The sequence below is a fragment of the Ralstonia sp. SET104 genome, assembly GCF_003851545.1.
Taxonomy (GTDB): Bacteria; Pseudomonadota; Gammaproteobacteria; order Burkholderiales; family Burkholderiaceae; genus Ralstonia.
The window spans coordinates 194,497-210,232 of the sequence record NZ_BHVX01000005.1; the positions used below are offsets into that span (position 1 = coordinate 194,497).

Annotated in this window: 15 protein-coding genes, 1 tRNA gene and 1 pseudogene; 5 read left to right on the top strand and 12 right to left on the bottom strand. The window is 63.9% G+C overall.

Annotated elements, in window-relative coordinates:
* Positions 1 to 6: 6 nt before the first annotated feature.
* A complete protein-coding gene (locus PSUB009319_RS08800; protein ID WP_124381851.1) occupies positions 7 to 750 on the bottom strand; it encodes a TetR/AcrR family transcriptional regulator in 744 nt (247 codons plus the stop codon).
* Positions 751 to 948: 198 nt separating this feature from the next.
* Between PSUB009319_RS08800 and PSUB009319_RS08805 the strand changes: the two genes are divergently transcribed.
* From PSUB009319_RS08805 to PSUB009319_RS08820, 4 genes are all read left to right on the top strand, one after another.
* Positions 949 to 1,206, top strand: coding sequence for a YkgJ family cysteine cluster protein (locus tag PSUB009319_RS08805; RefSeq protein WP_124381852.1), 258 nt, complete (start codon positions 949 to 951; stop codon positions 1,204 to 1,206).
* A gap of 6 nt (positions 1,207 to 1,212) precedes the next feature.
* A complete protein-coding gene (locus PSUB009319_RS08810; protein ID WP_124381853.1) occupies positions 1,213 to 1,812 on the top strand; it encodes a DUF1439 domain-containing protein in 600 nt (199 codons plus the stop codon).
* A 52-nt stretch (positions 1,813 to 1,864) separates the two neighbouring features.
* Entirely contained in the window at positions 1,865 to 2,746 is an 882-nt protein-coding gene (locus PSUB009319_RS08815) for an undecaprenyl-diphosphate phosphatase (protein ID WP_009238869.1), read from the top strand.
* A gap of 131 nt (positions 2,747 to 2,877) precedes the next feature.
* On the top strand, positions 2,878 to 3,990 hold the full coding sequence (locus tag PSUB009319_RS08820) for an NADH:flavin oxidoreductase/NADH oxidase (RefSeq protein WP_124381854.1): 1,113 nt from the start codon (positions 2,878 to 2,880) through the stop codon (positions 3,988 to 3,990).
* 23 nt (positions 3,991 to 4,013) lie between these two features.
* On the opposite strand, the gene trmB is transcribed toward PSUB009319_RS08820, so the two are convergent.
* The 8 genes and pseudogenes from trmB to ubiD form a co-directional block, all read right to left on the bottom strand.
* Complete coding sequence (gene trmB / locus PSUB009319_RS08825) at positions 4,014 to 4,778, bottom strand: tRNA (guanosine(46)-N7)-methyltransferase TrmB (protein ID WP_124381855.1); 765 nt, start codon at positions 4,776 to 4,778, stop codon at positions 4,014 to 4,016.
* 86 nt (positions 4,779 to 4,864) lie between these two features.
* Positions 4,865 to 4,938, bottom strand: a tRNA-Gly gene (locus tag PSUB009319_RS08830).
* Between the two features lie 155 nt (positions 4,939 to 5,093).
* Positions 5,094 to 5,417, bottom strand: a complete 324-nt coding sequence (locus PSUB009319_RS23005; protein WP_221620960.1) for an Lrp/AsnC family transcriptional regulator — start codon at positions 5,415 to 5,417, stop codon at positions 5,094 to 5,096.
* Positions 5,418 to 5,549: pseudogene (locus tag PSUB009319_RS23465) on the bottom strand (winged helix-turn-helix transcriptional regulator); the annotation flags it as partial. It lies immediately after the preceding gene.
* Positions 5,507 to 6,220, bottom strand: a complete 714-nt coding sequence (locus PSUB009319_RS08840; RefSeq protein ID WP_124381856.1) for a hypothetical protein — start codon at positions 6,218 to 6,220, stop codon at positions 5,507 to 5,509. The pseudogene PSUB009319_RS23465 and the gene PSUB009319_RS08840, both read right to left, overlap by 43 nt.
* 130 nt (positions 6,221 to 6,350) lie before the next feature.
* Entirely contained in the window at positions 6,351 to 8,405 is a 2,055-nt protein-coding gene (locus PSUB009319_RS08845) for an acetoacetate--CoA ligase (protein WP_124381857.1), read from the bottom strand.
* Positions 8,406 to 8,482: 77 nt separating this feature from the next.
* The gene (locus tag PSUB009319_RS08850) at positions 8,483 to 9,994 is read right to left on the bottom strand and encodes an NAD-dependent succinate-semialdehyde dehydrogenase (RefSeq protein ID WP_124381858.1); all 1,512 of its coding nucleotides are present in this window, start codon (positions 9,992 to 9,994) and stop codon (positions 8,483 to 8,485) included.
* 120 nt (positions 9,995 to 10,114) lie between these two features.
* Positions 10,115 to 11,626, bottom strand: coding sequence for a 4-hydroxy-3-polyprenylbenzoate decarboxylase (ubiD, locus tag PSUB009319_RS08855; protein ID WP_124381859.1), 1,512 nt, complete (start codon positions 11,624 to 11,626; stop codon positions 10,115 to 10,117).
* 538 nt (positions 11,627 to 12,164) lie between these two features.
* On the opposite strand from ubiD, the gene PSUB009319_RS08860 reads away from it, so the two are divergent.
* Positions 12,165 to 13,355, top strand: a complete 1,191-nt coding sequence (locus tag PSUB009319_RS08860; protein WP_124381860.1) for a lytic transglycosylase domain-containing protein — start codon at positions 12,165 to 12,167, stop codon at positions 13,353 to 13,355.
* Between the two features lie 76 nt (positions 13,356 to 13,431).
* Here the strand turns inward: PSUB009319_RS08860 and PSUB009319_RS08865 are convergent, their stop codons facing one another.
* From PSUB009319_RS08865 to ribH, 3 genes are read right to left on the bottom strand one after another with little or no spacing between them, the layout of a single operon-like run.
* Positions 13,432 to 14,616, bottom strand: a complete 1,185-nt coding sequence (locus tag PSUB009319_RS08865; protein WP_124381861.1) for a pyridoxal phosphate-dependent aminotransferase — start codon at positions 14,614 to 14,616, stop codon at positions 13,432 to 13,434.
* Between the two features lie 54 nt (positions 14,617 to 14,670).
* Positions 14,671 to 15,138: a transcription antitermination factor NusB gene (nusB, locus tag PSUB009319_RS08870; protein WP_012761449.1), complete on the bottom strand. Its 468-nt coding sequence runs from the start codon at positions 15,136 to 15,138 to the stop codon at positions 14,671 to 14,673.
* 27 nt (positions 15,139 to 15,165) lie between these two features.
* Positions 15,166 to 15,666: a 6,7-dimethyl-8-ribityllumazine synthase gene (gene ribH, locus PSUB009319_RS08875; RefSeq protein WP_124381862.1), complete on the bottom strand. Its 501-nt coding sequence runs from the start codon at positions 15,664 to 15,666 to the stop codon at positions 15,166 to 15,168.
* Positions 15,667 to 15,736 lie beyond the last annotated feature (70 nt).

The window sequence follows — 15,736 nt, forward strand, 5'->3', positions numbered from 1 at the left end:
ACATTGTCATGACGAGGCGCCTTCATCGGGCTTGCCTGCGTTGTCAGAGAGGGGGCGCCAGGGCTGCGCGGTGAGTGCGGGCGGCGGCGGAATCACTGGGCCGGTCGCCGGATTGCACAGCACGCCGTGCAGCAGCAGCGAGACCACGTGGGCAATAAACGCCTTCGGCTCCAGCTCCCGATGCGAGCACGGGCCGAACGAGTGCTTCCACATCATCAGAAAGATCATCGGCGCGACCATGGTCAGCGTGGTCAGGTCGATATTGACGTTGCGGAACTCGCCGCGTGCCATACCGCGTTCGAGGATGCGCGCGAACAGGCGATCGCAGCGCTCGATGACTTCTTCGTGGTAGTACTGCGCCAAGTCGGGAAAATTGCCTGATTCGGCCATCAGAAGTTTGGTCAGCCCCGATGCTGGCGATTCGCCGATCAGCTCCCACCAGCCCATCAGGATTTCGTGCAACAGCGCTTCACTGGTGCCTTCAAAGCTGCTGATCAGGGCTTCGCCCTCGGCCAGCGCGGGCACCAGGTTTTCCTGCACCACGGCTTTGAACAGCTCTTCCTTGTTGGCGAAGTACAGGTAGACCGTGCCCTTGGACACGCCAGCGGCAGAAGCCACATCTTCCAGTCTCGTGGCCGCATAGCCGCGCGCCACGAACAGGTTCAGCGCGGCGGCGACCAGTTCTTGCGGGCGGGCCTCTTTGCGGCGGGTCCAGCGTTTGGAGGAAGCGTCGGAATCTCGATCAGTCACGGCGGGCAACTACGGTAGGGTGTCAGCCAGCGAGCAATATCACTCACTGACTCACAGATAACTTACTTTCCGGTCATTAATGTACGCATGCCGCAAGGTTGCGGTCAAGCGGCATCGGTATTGTCAATCGGACTGGGCCTCGATTGTGCTGGTGCACAATAGCGGTTTTCGCCCTCTGATTTCGTTGATTCGGACAGCATGGACTGCCGACCCCGCTGTGGCGCGTGCTGCATCGCGCCTTCCATCTCCAGCCCCATCCCTGGCATGCCGAATGGCAAGCCAGCGGGCGTGCGCTGCGCGCAACTGGACGAGGCCAACGGCTGTCGACTCTTTGGCCGCCCGGAACGCCCCGCGGTGTGCGGCAGCCTGCAGCCCGATGCCGACATGTGCGGTGGCTCTGCCACACACGCCATGCAGTTCCTGACCCGACTTGAAATCGCCACCGCAGCGCCCTGATTTGCCATGACTGATTCTTCTTCCATCGCATCTTCTGCCCGTTCCCGCCGCATTCGCTGGTGGGCGGGCGCGGCCGCCGTTGCGGTTGCCATTGCCGTCACGCTCGTGGCCTGCATGCCGACTGGCTGGACGGGCGATGGCTACACCTTCTCGCGCAGCCAGATGCAAGATGCATTGGCGCACAAATTTCCGTTCCAGCGGCGCTTTCTCGGCTTTTTTGACGTGACGCTGACCAACCCGCAGGTGTCGCTCGACCCGTCGCGCAATCGTATCGCCATCCAGGCGGATGCCGTGGTGGACAGCGGCCTGTTCCGTCAGCCGCTGACGGGGCCGCTGGCGGTCTCCAGCGGCCTGCATTACGACGCGCCCACGCGCTCTATCCGCCTCGATCAGCCCAGCGTGGATCGCTTCGATCTGCAGAACGTGCCCGGCGGCATCGGTCCGCAGATCAGCGCGATCGGTTCGCTGGTCGCGGGGCAGTTGCTCAACGACTACGCCGTCTACACGTTCAAGCCCGAACAGCTGAAAGTGGCTGGCATTGCCGTAGAGCCCGGTACAATCACGGTTTTGCCCGAAGGCGTGCACGTACAGGCCAAGCGGCCTTGAACGTCGCGGCACGCCCAGCGCTTCGTTTTTCTTTTCTCTCTTTGCTTACTGCATGGACATCGCACTCGCCATCAAAGCGCTGATTCTCGGCATCGTCGAAGGCCTGACCGAGTTCCTTCCCATCTCCAGCACCGGGCACCTGATCCTTGCTGGCCAGTTGCTTGATTTCAATGACGAGAAGGGCAAGATCTTCGAGATCGTGATCCAGTTCGGCGCCATCCTGGCGGTGTGCTGGGAGTTCCGCCATAAGATCATCGATGTGATCAAGGGCTTGCCAAACGACCCGCGTCAGCAGCGTTTTGCGATCAACGTGATCGTCGCCACGATTCCCGCGATCACGCTGGCGCTGATCTTCGGCAAGGCAATCAAAGCGCATCTGTTCAACCCGATCGTGGTGGCGTCGGCGTTTATCATTGGCGGCTTCGTGATCCTGTGGGCCGAATGGCGCGAACGTCATCGCGGCGAGACGCACGACCCGCGCGCCAATGCGCTGCTCGAAGCCGCCAAGGCCGGTGCGCCGCGCATCGAAACGCTGGATGATTTGCGTATCTCCGATGCCATCAAGGTGGGCTTCGCGCAGTGCTTTGCACTGATTCCGGGTACGTCGCGCTCGGGCTCGACCATCATCGGCGGCCTGCTGTTCGGCTTGTCGCGCAAGGTGGCGACGGAGTTCTCGTTCTTCCTGGCGATTCCCGTGATCTTTGGTGCGACGGTGTACGAGCTGTACAAGTCGCGCGCGCTGCTGTCGGCCGATGATCTGTCGATCTTCGCGGTGGGTTTTGTGGCCGCGTTCATCTCGGCGTTCTTCTGCGTGCGCTGGCTGCTGAAGTTCATTGCCACGCACGATTTCCGTGGCTTTGCGTGGTACCGGATCATCTTCGGCATCATCGTCCTGGTAACGGCATACACGCACCTCATCGCCTGGCAGGCCTGAATGGCCAAGCTGAGCCAGCGCACGTAATTTCCCTCCCTCGGCGCGGGCTTTCGCGCCGTCTGCACGATCGGGCGGATTCGGACACACTGGCGGTTTCCTTTGCCAGCCGCTACTAGCCGAATCCACCGATCATGAGTGCACTGTTCCAGCCTTTTTCCCTGCGCGGTCTCACGCTTGAGAACCGCATCGTCATTTCGCCGATGTGCCAATACTCGGCCGATAGCGGCCAGGCCACCGCGTGGCATCACACGCATCTGGGTGGCCTGTCGCTTTCCGGTGCGGGTTTGCTGATGATTGAGGCGACCGCGGTATCACCGGAAGGGCGCATCACCAACGGTTGCCTGGGTTTGTGGGATGACGCGACCGAAGCGGCGCTCGAGCGTACGCTCTGCGCCATTCGGCAGAACGCGCTGGTGCCGATCGGCATGCAGATCGCACACGCCGGCCGCAAGGCTTCGAGCGCCCGCCCGTGGGAAGGTGGCGCGCTGCTGCCGCTCGACGCGGGCGGTTGGGAAACGATGGGCCCGTCCGCGCTATCGCAACGACCTGAAGAGCGCGCGCCGCGTGAAATGAACGACGCCGATCTCGCCCACGTGCGCGATCAGTTTGTCGCCACTGCGCGCCGTGCCGTGCGTCTGGGCATGGTGGCCATCGAGCTGCACTGCGCGCATGGCTATTTGCTGCACGAATTCCTTTCGCCAATCGCCAACCAGCGCACTGATGCGTACGGCGGCTCGCGTGAGAACCGCATGCGCTATCCGTTAGAGATTTTTGACGCTGTGCGCGCCGTGGTGCCGGACAACATTCCGGTGGGTGTGCGCGTGTCGGCCACCGATTGGGTGGAAGGCGGCTGGACGCCGGAAGATTCGGTGGTGTTTGCGCAGGCGCTGCGGGCGCGCGGCTGCGATTGGATCGATGCGTCGTCAGGCGGGGTGTCGCCGCTGCAGCAGATTCCGCTGTCAACTGGCTACCAGGTGCCATTTGCCGAGAAGATTCGCAACGAGGCGGACATCCCGACCATCGCCGTCGGCCTCATCAACGAGGCGCACGAGGCCGAGGCCATCGTTGCGCAGGGGCGTGCAGATTTGGTCGCTGTCGGCCGCGCGTTTCTCTACAACCCGCACTGGGCGTGGGCTGCGGCTGCGGAGCTTGGCGCGACGATCAAGGCGCCGCCGCAATACTGGCGCGCCTTCCCGCGTCACGCCAAGAACCTCTTCGGCGATACGCATTTCGGCGCGCGCTAACTCGCAGCAGCGCGCGGATGTGGTCAGCCGCGCTTGCGGAAAACCAAGTCCCACACGCCGTGCCCAAGGCGCAGGCCGCGTTTCTCGAACTTGGTGACGGGGCGATAGTCGGGGCGCGGCGCGAAGCCGTCAGCGGTGTTCTCCAACGTCGGCTCGGCGCAGAGCACCTCAAGCATCTGGTGGGCGTATTCCTCCCAATCCGTCGCGCAATGCAGGTAGCCGCCGGGCTTCAGATGCGCCGCCAGACGCGCCACAAACGGCCCCTGGATCAGGCGCCGCTTGTTGTGGCGCTTCTTGTGCCACGGGTCGGGGAAGAACACATGGATGCCGTCGAGCGTGCCTTCCGGAATCATCTGCGCCAGCACTTCCACCGCATCGTGCGAAATGATGCGGATGTTGCCGATTTCGCGCTCGCCGATCAGCTTGAGCAGCGCGCCCACGCCGGGCTCGTGTACTTCCACCCCCAGGAAATCGTCGTCCGGACGCAGTTGCGCGATATGTGCGGTGGTCTCGCCCATACCGAAGCCGATCTCGAAGATGCGGCGGGCAGCAGGTCGGCCGAAGGTGGCCTCCCAATCGAGCGGCGCGGCGGCGTAGGGCAACTGAAAGCGCGGGCCCAGTTCGTCAATGGCACGCTGCTGGCCGGTAGATGTGCGGCCGGCGCGGCGCACGAAGGAGCGGATGCGGCGCGGGTGGCCGATCTCGTCAGTGCCTTCGGTGGCGTTGGCGTCTTGCGATTCCGGCGTGGTGTCGGCGGGGCCGGTGCCCGACTGTTCGATGGGCTGCATGAAGATCCCGTGCCGTATGCCCGTCGATGGAACGAAGGGCGAGCGGGCAACAAAAAAGCCGCCGAGGGCGGCTTCAGACTGTTCGGTGGAGCGGGCGATGGGAATCGAACCCACGGCTCTAGCTTGGGAAGCTAGGGTATTACCATTATACGACGCCCGCGTAGCCCGACATTCTATGCGGGGTTGCGGCGCTTGGGCAAGCGAAGCGGGTCGGCGTTGGGCCGAAAAGTCGGTTATGTCGCACTTTTCTTGCTGGTGTTGCCGCTTTGCTGGCCTGGCGGCGCTTTGCGACGCCGCCCTGGGCTTCTTCGGTTCTCATCCCACGCCGGAAACACGGTTGAGCGCCTGACCACGCCGTAGGCAAAGCTCGTGTCGATGGCGGCCAATGCCAGAAATGGCGTGCAACTGGCCGCGCACGAACTGTTCGTAGTCCTGCAGGCTTTCCACCAGCACGCGCAACAGATAATCCGCTTCGCCGGTCAGCACGTAGCAATCAAGGATCGCGTCGATGGCGCGGATGCGGTTCTCGAAGGCCGCAACCACCTCCCGCGTGTGCTGCTGCAGACGAATATGGACGAACGCTGTCACCGGCAAGCCGTACGCCGCTTCGTTGACGATGGCCGTATAACCCCGGATCACGCCCGCCTCTTCCAGTAGCTGCAGCCTGCGCAGGCAGGGGGAGGGCGACAGGTTGACCCGCTTCGTCTTCGTTTGTCTGCCAGCGGCGCCTACCGCCGCTGCGCCATCGCCCGCATCGCTCCATCCACGAATTTTGCTGCGGCATGTTCACCAGCGGTTGGTGTTGCGGCCTTGGCGCACGCGGCAATCACATCGCAGAGCGATTGCGGGTCTTCCTTGCAGGCGCGCAGTAGTGGCATGGCTGCACCTGCGGCCGAACCGAAGTGCTGTACGGCCAGGCGCATCAACTCCACCTTCACCACATTGGGCAACACGTCGGCCAACTCCGGCGGGACAGCGGGCTGCGGTGCCGCGAACGCTGGGGGTGGTGCCAACTGCGGCGGGTTCGCGTCATTGGCGGCCGGTTCGTCGACGGGCGCGGCCACCGCCTGCAGGCCGAGCGTCATGCCGGTCAACGGCGGCAATTCGTCGTAGATGAGCGACAGGGCAGCAGGCTCGCTGTCGGCTTCATCGTCGAGCATGGGGCGGTTGAAGTGCGCGATGGGGTCAAAGGCTTTGGCAACCGGGTCGCCTTCGCGCGAGAGACTGGGCAGCACGTCGACCATGCCGGCCTGCTGTAGCCCGGCGAGCAGTTCGTCGACGTCCGGCCAGTCGCTCAGCAGTTGATGCAGTTGGCCGACCGTGCGGGCGCCGTCGATCAGGATGAGCAGATGGCGCTGGCGCATCTGCATGTCATGACGGCGCTCGGCCAGGGCCTCGCGGCCGTCGTCCGTTTTGATCAGAACGCTCGTGGTTGCAAGCATGATGACTCCCCGTTAAAGCAGCGAGCCCGGTGTCTTGTTGCACCGGTGCACGCTGTACGTTAGTCAGCCTGTCTGTGCCATGCCATCGTACGATTGACCGAGATTGTAAGGCGCAAGGCGAACGATCGGTCTAGCTCCGCCACGATTCCAGTGCCGGCGCGGCTTCGCCGGTAGCGCTGGTTTGTGCCGCCAGCGTACGGGCGTAGTTTGCATACCACGCCAGCACGTCCGGATTAGCCATTGCATCGGGGTTGGCGATGCGCTCCGGCGGGGCGCCCAGCAGCAGCTTCTTGATCGGCACCTCCATCTTCTTGCCCGACAGCGTGCGCGGCACGCCCGGCGCCTGCACGATGACGTTGGGCACATGCCGCGCCGATAGCCCTGCTTTGATGCGGGCATTGATCGTATTGCGCACCGCGTCGTTGAGCACCGCGCCATCGCGCAAGACGACAAACAGCGGCATGAACGATTCGCGGCCGAGGAACTCCAGATCGACGACCAGGCTGTCGAGCACTTCCGGCAGGTCTTCCACCACGCGATAGAGCTCGGCCGTGCCCATGCGGATGCCGTGGCGGTTGATGGTGGCGTCGGAGCGCCCGTAGATGATGGCGCCGCCGCGCGGGGTGATCTTGATCCAGTCGCCGTGGCGCCACTGGCCGGGGTACATGTCGAAGTAGCTGTCGCGGTAGCGGCTGCCGTCGGCGTCGCCCCAGAAAAAAAGCGGCATCGACGGAATGGGCGCGGTGCAGACCAGCTCGCCCACGGCGTCGATGAGCGGTTGTCCGGCTTCATCCAGCGCTTCCACGCGCGAGCCCAGGTTGCGGCATTGCATCTCGCCCGCGTAGACGGGCAGGGTGGCCACGCCGCCGACGAAGCAGCCGGCAAAGTCGGTGCCGCCGGAAATCGGGTTGAGCCAGACGTCGGCCTTGACGTGGTGGTAGATCCAGTCGTAGGCCTCAGCAGAAAGCGGCGAGCCGGTTGAGCCGACCGCGCGCAGTTTCGACAGATCGAAATCGCGGCCGGGCTCGATACCGGCCTTCAGGCAGTTGGCGAAGAATGCCGCGCCCGCACCGAAGAATGTCACGCCCGCGTCCTGCGCAAAGCGCCATAGCGTGTTGAGGTCGGGCGTGCCGGGGTTGCCGTCGTAAATGGCGAGCGTGACGCCGCCGAGCAGGCCGCTCGCCTGCGAATTCCACATGACCCAGCCTGTGCTGCTGTACCAGTGGTAGACGTCGGCCGGGCCGAGGTCGAGGTGCAGCGCGCCCATCATCGTCTGCACGAGCAGCAGGCCGCCGTGGCCGTGCACGATGGGTTTGGGCATGCCGGTGGTGCCGGACGAATACAGAATCCACAGCGGGTGATCGGCCGCCACGGGCGTGACGACGAGCGGCACGTCGTTTGCCGTCAGGTCGCGCCAGTCCTGGGCTTGCGGGAAGCGTGCGCGGTCGGTCTCGCCAAACAACTGCGGCACCAGCACGATGTGTTCGACCGTCGGCAGCGCGGCGATCATCTCTGCGACGACGCCGGTGCGGTCGAACGAGCGGCCACCGTAGTGATAGCCATCTACCGCAATCAGCACCTTGGGTTCAATCTGGCGAAAGCGGTCGGTGACGGCCACCTGGCCCATGTCAGGCGCGCAGACTGACCAGATGGCCCCGACGCTGGCCGTAGCAAGAAACGCGATGATGGCGTCCGGCGTGTTCGACAGATAGGCGGCCACGCGGTCGCCCGGCACCACGCCCATTTTGCGCAGCGCGTCGGCCAGCGATGCAACGCGGCGGCGCAGTTCGCGCCACGACAGGTCGGTCAGCGGCTTGGTTTCGCTGGCGTAGCGGATGGCGGTGCGGTCGGGGCTGCCGCCTTCCTCCACGTGGCGCATGACTTGGTCGACGTAATTCAGCTTGGCACCTACGAGCCATTGCGCGCCGGGCATGGTGCGGTCCCCCAGCATTTGCGTAAACGGTGTGGAGGCGCGCAGGTCGAGGTAGTCCCAGACAGAAGTCCAAAACGCTTCGAGTTCGGTGGTGGACCAGTCCCAGAGTTGGGCGTAGCCCTCGGGCGTGGTGGCCGAGAAGCGCAGGCCGCGTTCGCGTGCGAGCCAGTCGAGGTAATGCGTCAGGCGCGAACGCGCGATGAAGTCAGCCGACGGCGTCCATAACAGGGCGCCTTCCTGGATGGTGCTCATGTGTCTCCTCCGCCGAACGGCAAGGGGGAAGGCCGCCCGCTCGATGCGGCGGGTCGGCCGATGGGGTAGAGCGCGGCTTAGATGCCGCCCATGCAGAGGTACTTCAATTCCAGATATTCGTCGATGCCATAGACCGAACCCTCACGGCCCAGGCCCGATTGTTTGATGCCACCAAACGGCGCCACCTCGTTCGAGATAAGCCCCGTGTTGATGCCGACCATCCCGTATTCAAGCTGCTCGGCCACGCGCCAGATGCGGCCGATGTCGCGGCTGAAGAAGTACGAGGCGAGGCCGAATTCGGTGTCGTTGGCCAGACGCACGACTTCTGCCTCGTCCTGGAACTTGAAGATGGCGGAGACGGGGCCGAACGTTTCCTCGCGCGCGATCAGCATCTCGGGCGTGGCGTCGGCCAGCACGGTGGGTTCGACAAAGCGTTGCGAGCCGAAGCCCTGCATCAGCTTGCCGCCAGCGGTCACGCGCGCACCCTTCTGCGTCGCGTCGCTGATATGGCGCTGCACCTTCTCCACGGCCTGATCGTCAATCAGCGGGCCTTGCACCACGCCCGTATCAAAGCCGTTGCCGACCTTGATGCCGCGCACCTTGGCCGAGAGCTTTTCGACAAACGTGTCGTACACCGAGGCATGCACGTAGAAGCGGTTCGTACACACGCAGGTCTGGCCCGCGTTGCGATACTTTGACTGCACCGCCCCTTCCACAGCCGCATCGATGTCCGCATCGTCGAACACGATGAACGGCGCATGGCCGCCAAGCTCCAGCGCAACCTTCTTCACCGTTGGCGAGCACTGCTCCATCAGGATGCGGCCCACCGGCGTCGAACCGGTGAACGACAGGTGCCGCACGATCGGCGATTCGCACAACGCCTTGCCGATGGCGATCGAGCGATCCGCATCGCCCGTCACCACGTTGACCACGCCCTTGGGAATGCCCGCGCGGTGCGCCAGTTCGGCCATTGCCAGCGCAGAGAGCGGCGTCTGTTCGGCCGGCTTGATGACGATGGTGCAGCCTGCGGCCATCGCCGGCGCCACTTTGCGGGTGATCATCGCCAGCGGGAAGTTCCACGGCGTGATGGATGCGCACACGCCCACCGGCTGCTTGAGCACGACCATGCGCTTGTCGCGCCAAGTGCTGGCCATCACGTCGCCCGAGACGCGCTTGGCTTCTTCGGCAAACCACTCGATGAACGATGCACCGTAGACGATTTCGCCCTTGGCTTCGGCCAGCGGCTTGCCTTGCTCGGCGGTCATCAGCGCGGCGAGGTCATCTGCGTTGGCGATGAGCAGGTCGAACCAGCGGCGCATCAGGCCGGCGCGTTCCTTGCCGGTCAATTCTCGCCAGGCCGGCCATGCCGCGTTGGCGGCGTCGATGGCGCGCAGCGTTTCCGCATGGCCCAGGTTGGCGACGTCGGCCAGATGCGTGTTGGTGGCGGGGTCGTAGACGGGAAAGGTGGCTCCGTCTGCCGCACCAACCCATGCGCCATCCACATAGGACTGCGTTTTGATGAGGGTGCGGTCTTTGATGCGCTCCAGCGCGTTGGCGCCGGTGCGGGAGGAGTCGAGTGCTTCGGCCATGGCGTTCTCCATAAGGAAGGCGGGCCGGAGGGGCCCGCCTTTTAGATGCAGCAGTCGCTTAACTCGCTAAGAATAACCGAACGACCGTTCGCTCGCAGCGTGGCCCGCCAGTCCTTATGGCTATTGGAACAAGGTGTCCCACATGGTGTCGACCCTGGCTTTGACGGCGGCATCCATGACAATGGGCTGGCCCCATTCGCGCGTGGTTTCGCCGGGCCATTTATTGGTGGCGTCGATACCCATCTTGGAGCCCAAGCCCGAAACAGGCGAGGCGAAATCGAGATAGTCGATGGGCGTGTTTTCTACCATCACCGTGTCGCGCGCCGGGTCCACGCGGGTGGTGATCGCCCAGATCACTTCCTTCCAGTCGCGCAGATTCACGTCGTCGTCCACCACCACGATGAACTTCGTATACATGAACTGCCGCAGGAAGCTCCACACGCCAAACATCACGCGCTTGGCGTGACCGGCGTACTGCTTCTTCATGCTGACCAGCGCCATGCGGTAGCTACAGCCCTCGGGCGGCAGATAGAAATCCGCAATCTCCGGAAACTGCTTCTGCAACAGCGGCACGAATACTTCGTTGAGCGCCACGCCCAGCACCGCGGGCTCATCGGGCGGCTTGCCTGTATACGTGGAGTGATAGATCGGATCGCGGCGCATCGTAATGCGCTCGACCGTGAACACGGGGAACCAGTCCTGCTCGTTGTAATAGCCGGTGTGATCGCCGAAGGGGCCTTCGAGTGCGTGCTGATAGCCGCTCGGGTGCGTCGGGTCTGGCTGGATGTGGCCTTCGAGGATGATCTCGGCGCCAGCCGGCACTTGCAGTTGCGCCTGTGCGAGCGAGGGTGTCAGGCAGGTGGCCAGCTCGGTACGGCTGCCTCGCAGCAGACCCGCGAACTGATATTCAGACAGCGTATCTGGCACCGGCGTCACCGCGCCGAGGATGGTGGCCGGGTCCGCACCCAGCGCCACGGCAATCGGAAACGGCTGACCAGGATTGGCAATGGCGTGCTCGCGGAAGTCCAGCGCGCCGCCCCGGTGCGCCAGCCACCGCATGATGACTTGGTTGCGGCTGATCACCTGCTGGCGATAGATGCCGAGGTTTTGCCGCTTCTTGTGCGGCCCGCGCGTGATGACCAGCCCCCACGTGACGAGCGGTGCCGCATCGCCCGGCCAGCATGTCTGCACGGGAATGCGTGCGAGATCCACATCATCGCCTTCCCACGCGATCTCCTGGCACGCCGGCGACGACACCTTGCGTGGCGCCATATCCCACACAGCTTTGGCCATGGTCCACAGCTTGCCGGCTTCACGCAGACCGCGCGGCGGCTCAGGCTCTTTCAATGCAGAGAGCAGACGCCCCACGTCACGCAACTCGTCAAGCGACTCCGCTCCCATGCCTAGCGCCACACGGCGCGTGGTGCCGAACAGATTGGCGAGCACCGGCATGTCGTACTTCTGTGCACCGTCCACTGGCTGCTCGAACACCACCGCGGGGCCCTCGGCGCGCAGCAGGCGGTCACAGACTTCGGTCATTTCCAGGCGCGGCGACACCGGCTGGCGCACGCGACGCAGTTCGCCCGTGCGTTCCAGTTGGGCGAGAAAGTCACGTAAGTCTCTGTATTGCATGGAGATTTTGTAACCAAAGGTAAAGTGAGTCCGCTGTCACGCGGAGGGCATGGCCCGCCGAACGGTTGCCCGAGCGCGATTTTTTTGGTGTAGGCGGGGTGGCCGCGATTGTACGACCAAAACCCCATGGCAGCCTGATGACAGAACGCATCGCAGGTCAGCCAGTCCCAACAACGGGGGTCTGATCATAACTTTTAGATATGAAAAACAACTTCTTTATGATTGACTTGGAATAACGCGCTTCCTACAATCCAATCCGATCTGCTAATTGTTGCAACGCAACATATTTTTGGCTAATGCCTTCGCCCAACTCTCATGCGTGTGAGGGGCGACACCAGAGCACATCAGCATCGCTGCGGGACGTGACCTCCCCAAGGACACGGCCCGCATTTCTCTGGGCACTAGGGGAGTGCCCCCAACAGATGCCGGCTGACTGCAACAGCGCGGCATCCTTACTAAAAACCGTTGCGATTCGAAACGCACGGCGCCATGCAAAAGAAAGGCGTCTAGCGAATCTGCGCAGCGGACGGAGGTAAGTATGAACGGTTGGAAAACCCTTCATTCTTCCGGGATCGGATCGGCGCTGCAACGCCGGCTCGTTGCCCCGGTTGGCCGCCGCCTCGCGCGTGCAGGTCAAGTTGCGCTGCCTCGTAAGCTGCGCATGGAGTTGAACGCAGGGGGCGCTGCCGCGTCCCGCAATGAGTTGCATCCGGGCGTACTGCTGGTGTTCCGCAGCGGGCATGTCGTGCTCAATAGCATCGGCTTGCTGGCGGTGGCCGCCGCAGTTGCACTCTCGCTCAATGGCGAGTGGCGTGCCACGGTCGCTCAACGCGTGCTGCATTTCACGCCGGGCGTCGACACCAGTGTCGCCTTGGCCAATCCGTCACCCGCGATTGCGGCTGGCGTGCAACCGGTGGCCTTTGCGCCGACTGCACCATCGGCCGGTACGGGCGCTGCTCAGGCTGTGGCACCCGCCGCGGCCCAGGGCGGCACGGTTGCGGCTGCCGGTTGGGACACGCTGTCGAAGGTGCCATCCGTGGCCGAGCTGGCTGCGCAGATTCCGAACACGCAAGTCGTCCGCGACGCGCGTGAGTCGGCGACCACCGGTACCCCGCGTGAGCAGGCGGCCGTGGCCGAGTACATCGCCCGCAAGTACCGTGTGGCGGCCACCGCCACCGGTCAGTTGGTGAAAGCGGCTTATCAGACTGGCAAGGAAGTCGGCCTGGACCCGCTGCTGATCCTGGGCGTGATGGCCATCGAGTCCAGCTTCAACCCGTTCGCCGAAAGCGGCATGGGTGCACAGGGCCTGATGCAGGTCATGACCAAGGTCCACCAGGACAAATACGAAGTGATGGGCGGCGTTGGTGCTGCACTCAACCCGTACGCCAACATCAAGGTCGGTGCGCTGGTGCTGAAGGATTGCATCGCGCGTGGCGGTTCGATCGAGGGCGGCCTGAAGCTGTATGTTGGTGCGGTTACGCAGGGCGATGGCGGCTACGGCGGCAAGGTGCTGCAAGAGCGTTCGCGCCTGCGCATGGTGGCGACGGGGCATCGTTCGCCGATGACCGCAGCGTCGGAGCGCGAACCGGCGAAGCCGGTGGCAACAGCAACGCCTGTGACCCAGGCCGATGCAAAGACGCAAGCCGCCAAGCCGGCCGACAAGCAACCGGCTGCGGGTCAGCAGGAAGAGGCGCGCCTGGACGACAAATCCCAACAAGGGCAAGCCTGATCGATCTGCTTTGCTGCGCTATAAGAAAGGCCGTCCTTTGGGACGGCCTTTTTGTTTGAACAGGGCGTAAGGTGCTCTACCGGCCGAACAGCTTGTCGAGCCTTGCGACCGCTTCCTCCAGATGCGACATCGATGTTGCGTACGACAGCCGGATGTAGTGTTGCGCCGTATGCGGGCCGAAATCCAGCCCCGGCACCAGCACCACGCCCGCGTCATGCAGCATCGACTGGGTAAGGGCGTCGGCGTCAGCGGCGTGCGGATGGTTCACGCCACGGCAATCGGCGTATACATAGAACGCGCCGTCCGGCTTGACCGGCACCTTGAAACCCAGGGACTCCAGCGCCGGCACGATAAAATCGCGGCGGCGGCGGAATTCGGCCTTGCGCTCTTCGTAAATCGCCAACGCTTGCGGCTCGAAGCAGGCGAGCGCTGCGTACTGCGCCACGGCCGACGCGCAGATGAACAGGTTCTGCGCAACCTTTTCGAACTCAGGCACCAGCTCGGTGGGCGCCACCAGCCAGCCGAGGCGCCAGCCAGTCATGTTGAAATACTTCGAAAAGCTGTTGATCGTGACAACATCATCGCCGAACGACAGCGCAGAGACCGGCGCCTGGTCATACGACAGGCCTTGATAAATCTCATCGACGATCGAGAACCCGCCGCGCGCGCGTACCGTGTGCACGATGCGCTGCAACTCGTCCGGCAGGATCGACGTGCCCGTCGGGTTGGACGGGGAAGCCAGCAACACGCCCTGTGTGCGTTCGCTCCAGTGAGTTTCGACCTGCTCGGCCGTTAACTGAAAGCGTTCTTCGGGGCCCGATGGCACCAGCTTCGCCTCGCCATTGAAGGCGGCCACGAAGTGCCGGTTGCACGGGTAGCTCGGATCGGGCATCAGCACCTCGCCGCCAATCTCCACCAGCACCGCACACGCCAGCAGGAGCGCAGCCGACGCGCCGGCCGTGACGATGATGCGCTCGGGCGCAATATCGAGGCCGTAGGTGGTCTTGTAGTAGCGGGCGATTGCCTGGCGCAGCGGGCGGATGCCCAGCGCCCCAGTGTATTGCGTGACGCCGCGCCGCATCGCGTCAGCGGCGGCCTGCACGACGGGCTCAGCGGCGGTGAAATCCGGTTCGCCGATGCCCATGTGGATGATGCTGCGCCCCGCCAGCTCCAGCTCGCGGGCCTGCTTGGCCAGCTCCATCACGTGAAAGGCGCGGATATTGGCCAGCCGGGCGGCTGTGTGCAGGCGGTGGGCGTCCATCTTTGAGGCGAAACCAAAAGGTAAAGCGAACAGCAAATGCCGACTGTGTCGGACTCAGCGGCGGGCAGCGACCTCGACAGCACGCACCTGGGCGGCCAGCTTGTCCAGCACGCCATTGACGTACTTGTAGCCTTCCACGCCGCCAAAGGTCTTGGTCAGTTCAACTGCCTCGTTGATCACGACCTTGTACGGGATGTCCACGCAGTGCACCAGTTCGTACGCGCCGACCAGCAGAGCGGCACGTTCGACCGGCGACAGCTCGGCGACCGGGCGATCCAGATACGGCGTGAAGGCCTCGGTGAGCGTGGTTTCTTCGCGGATGGCGCCGTGCAGCAGCGCGTCGAAGTGCGCACGGTCGGCCTTGTTGAAGCCTTGCGCGTCCTGCAGATGCGCCTCGACCACGCCCGGGTCGTTGCGATTAAGCAGCCATTGATACAGACCTTGCAACGCCAGTTCGCGCGCACGGCGGCGCGCGCTTTTTGCGGGTGCCTTGGTCTTGGCTTGGGAATTGTCTTGCGTCATGGGAAAAGCCTTTGCGCGAGGGCGCGCTTATTCATTCTCGCCGTCGTCTTCCTGGCCGTGGTCCTGCAGACCGTCGAGGTCGTTGGTCAGGTTGGCCATTTCAACGGCGGTACGGGCGCAGTCGCGACCCTTTTCGCGCGTACGGGCGTGGGCCTGTGCATCGGTGTCGGTGGTCAGGATGCCATTGGCGATGGCGATGTTGAAGTCCAGGCCCACGCGCGTGATGCCGGCGCCCGATTCGTTGGACACCAGCTCGAAGTGGTACGTCTCGCCGCGGATAACCGCGCCCAGGGCGATCAGCGCATCGAACTGGCCCGATTCGGCCATCTTCTGCAATGCCAGCGGAGCTTCCAAGGCGCCCGGCACGGTCACCAGCAGCACGTCTTCGCCGGCCACGCCGAGTTGTTCCAGCTCAGCGACGCAGGCTTCGCGCAGCGCTTCGCATACGGGTTCGTTAAAGCGTGCCTGGACGATGCCGATACGCAGGCCTTCGCCGTTGAGATTGGTCGGGTAGAAGCCGTGGTCCATGGTGTGTTCCGGTTGGGGGTTGCTTGTCAGACAACATCAGAAAAAGAAAGCCGACGCGGCAGGCTTGGCT

Coding starts and splice junctions, on each gene's coding strand:
- PSUB009319_RS08805 (WP_124381852.1), top strand. CDS start 949: ATGGACTGCCGACCCCGCTGTGGCGCGTGCTGCATCGCGCCTTCCATC.
- PSUB009319_RS08810 (WP_124381853.1), top strand. CDS start 1,213: ATGACTGATTCTTCTTCCATCGCATCTTCTGCCCGTTCCCGCCGCATT.
- PSUB009319_RS08815 (WP_009238869.1), top strand. CDS start 1,865: ATGGACATCGCACTCGCCATCAAAGCGCTGATTCTCGGCATCGTCGAA.
- PSUB009319_RS08820 (WP_124381854.1), top strand. CDS start 2,878: ATGAGTGCACTGTTCCAGCCTTTTTCCCTGCGCGGTCTCACGCTTGAG.
- trmB (WP_124381855.1), bottom strand. CDS start 4,778: ATGCAGCCCATCGAACAGTCGGGCACCGGCCCCGCCGACACCACGCCG.
- PSUB009319_RS08840 (WP_124381856.1), bottom strand. CDS start 6,220: ATGCTTGCAACCACGAGCGTTCTGATCAAAACGGACGACGGCCGCGAG.
- PSUB009319_RS08845 (WP_124381857.1), bottom strand. CDS start 8,405: ATGAGCACCATCCAGGAAGGCGCCCTGTTATGGACGCCGTCGGCTGAC.
- PSUB009319_RS08850 (WP_124381858.1), bottom strand. CDS start 9,994: ATGGCCGAAGCACTCGACTCCTCCCGCACCGGCGCCAACGCGCTGGAG.
- ubiD (WP_124381859.1), bottom strand. CDS start 11,626: ATGCAATACAGAGACTTACGTGACTTTCTCGCCCAACTGGAACGCACG.
- PSUB009319_RS08860 (WP_124381860.1), top strand. CDS start 12,165: ATGAACGGTTGGAAAACCCTTCATTCTTCCGGGATCGGATCGGCGCTG.
- PSUB009319_RS08865 (WP_124381861.1), bottom strand. CDS start 14,616: ATGGACGCCCACCGCCTGCACACAGCCGCCCGGCTGGCCAATATCCGC.
- nusB (WP_012761449.1), bottom strand. CDS start 15,138: ATGACGCAAGACAATTCCCAAGCCAAGACCAAGGCACCCGCAAAAAGC.
- ribH (WP_124381862.1), bottom strand. CDS start 15,666: ATGGACCACGGCTTCTACCCGACCAATCTCAACGGCGAAGGCCTGCGT.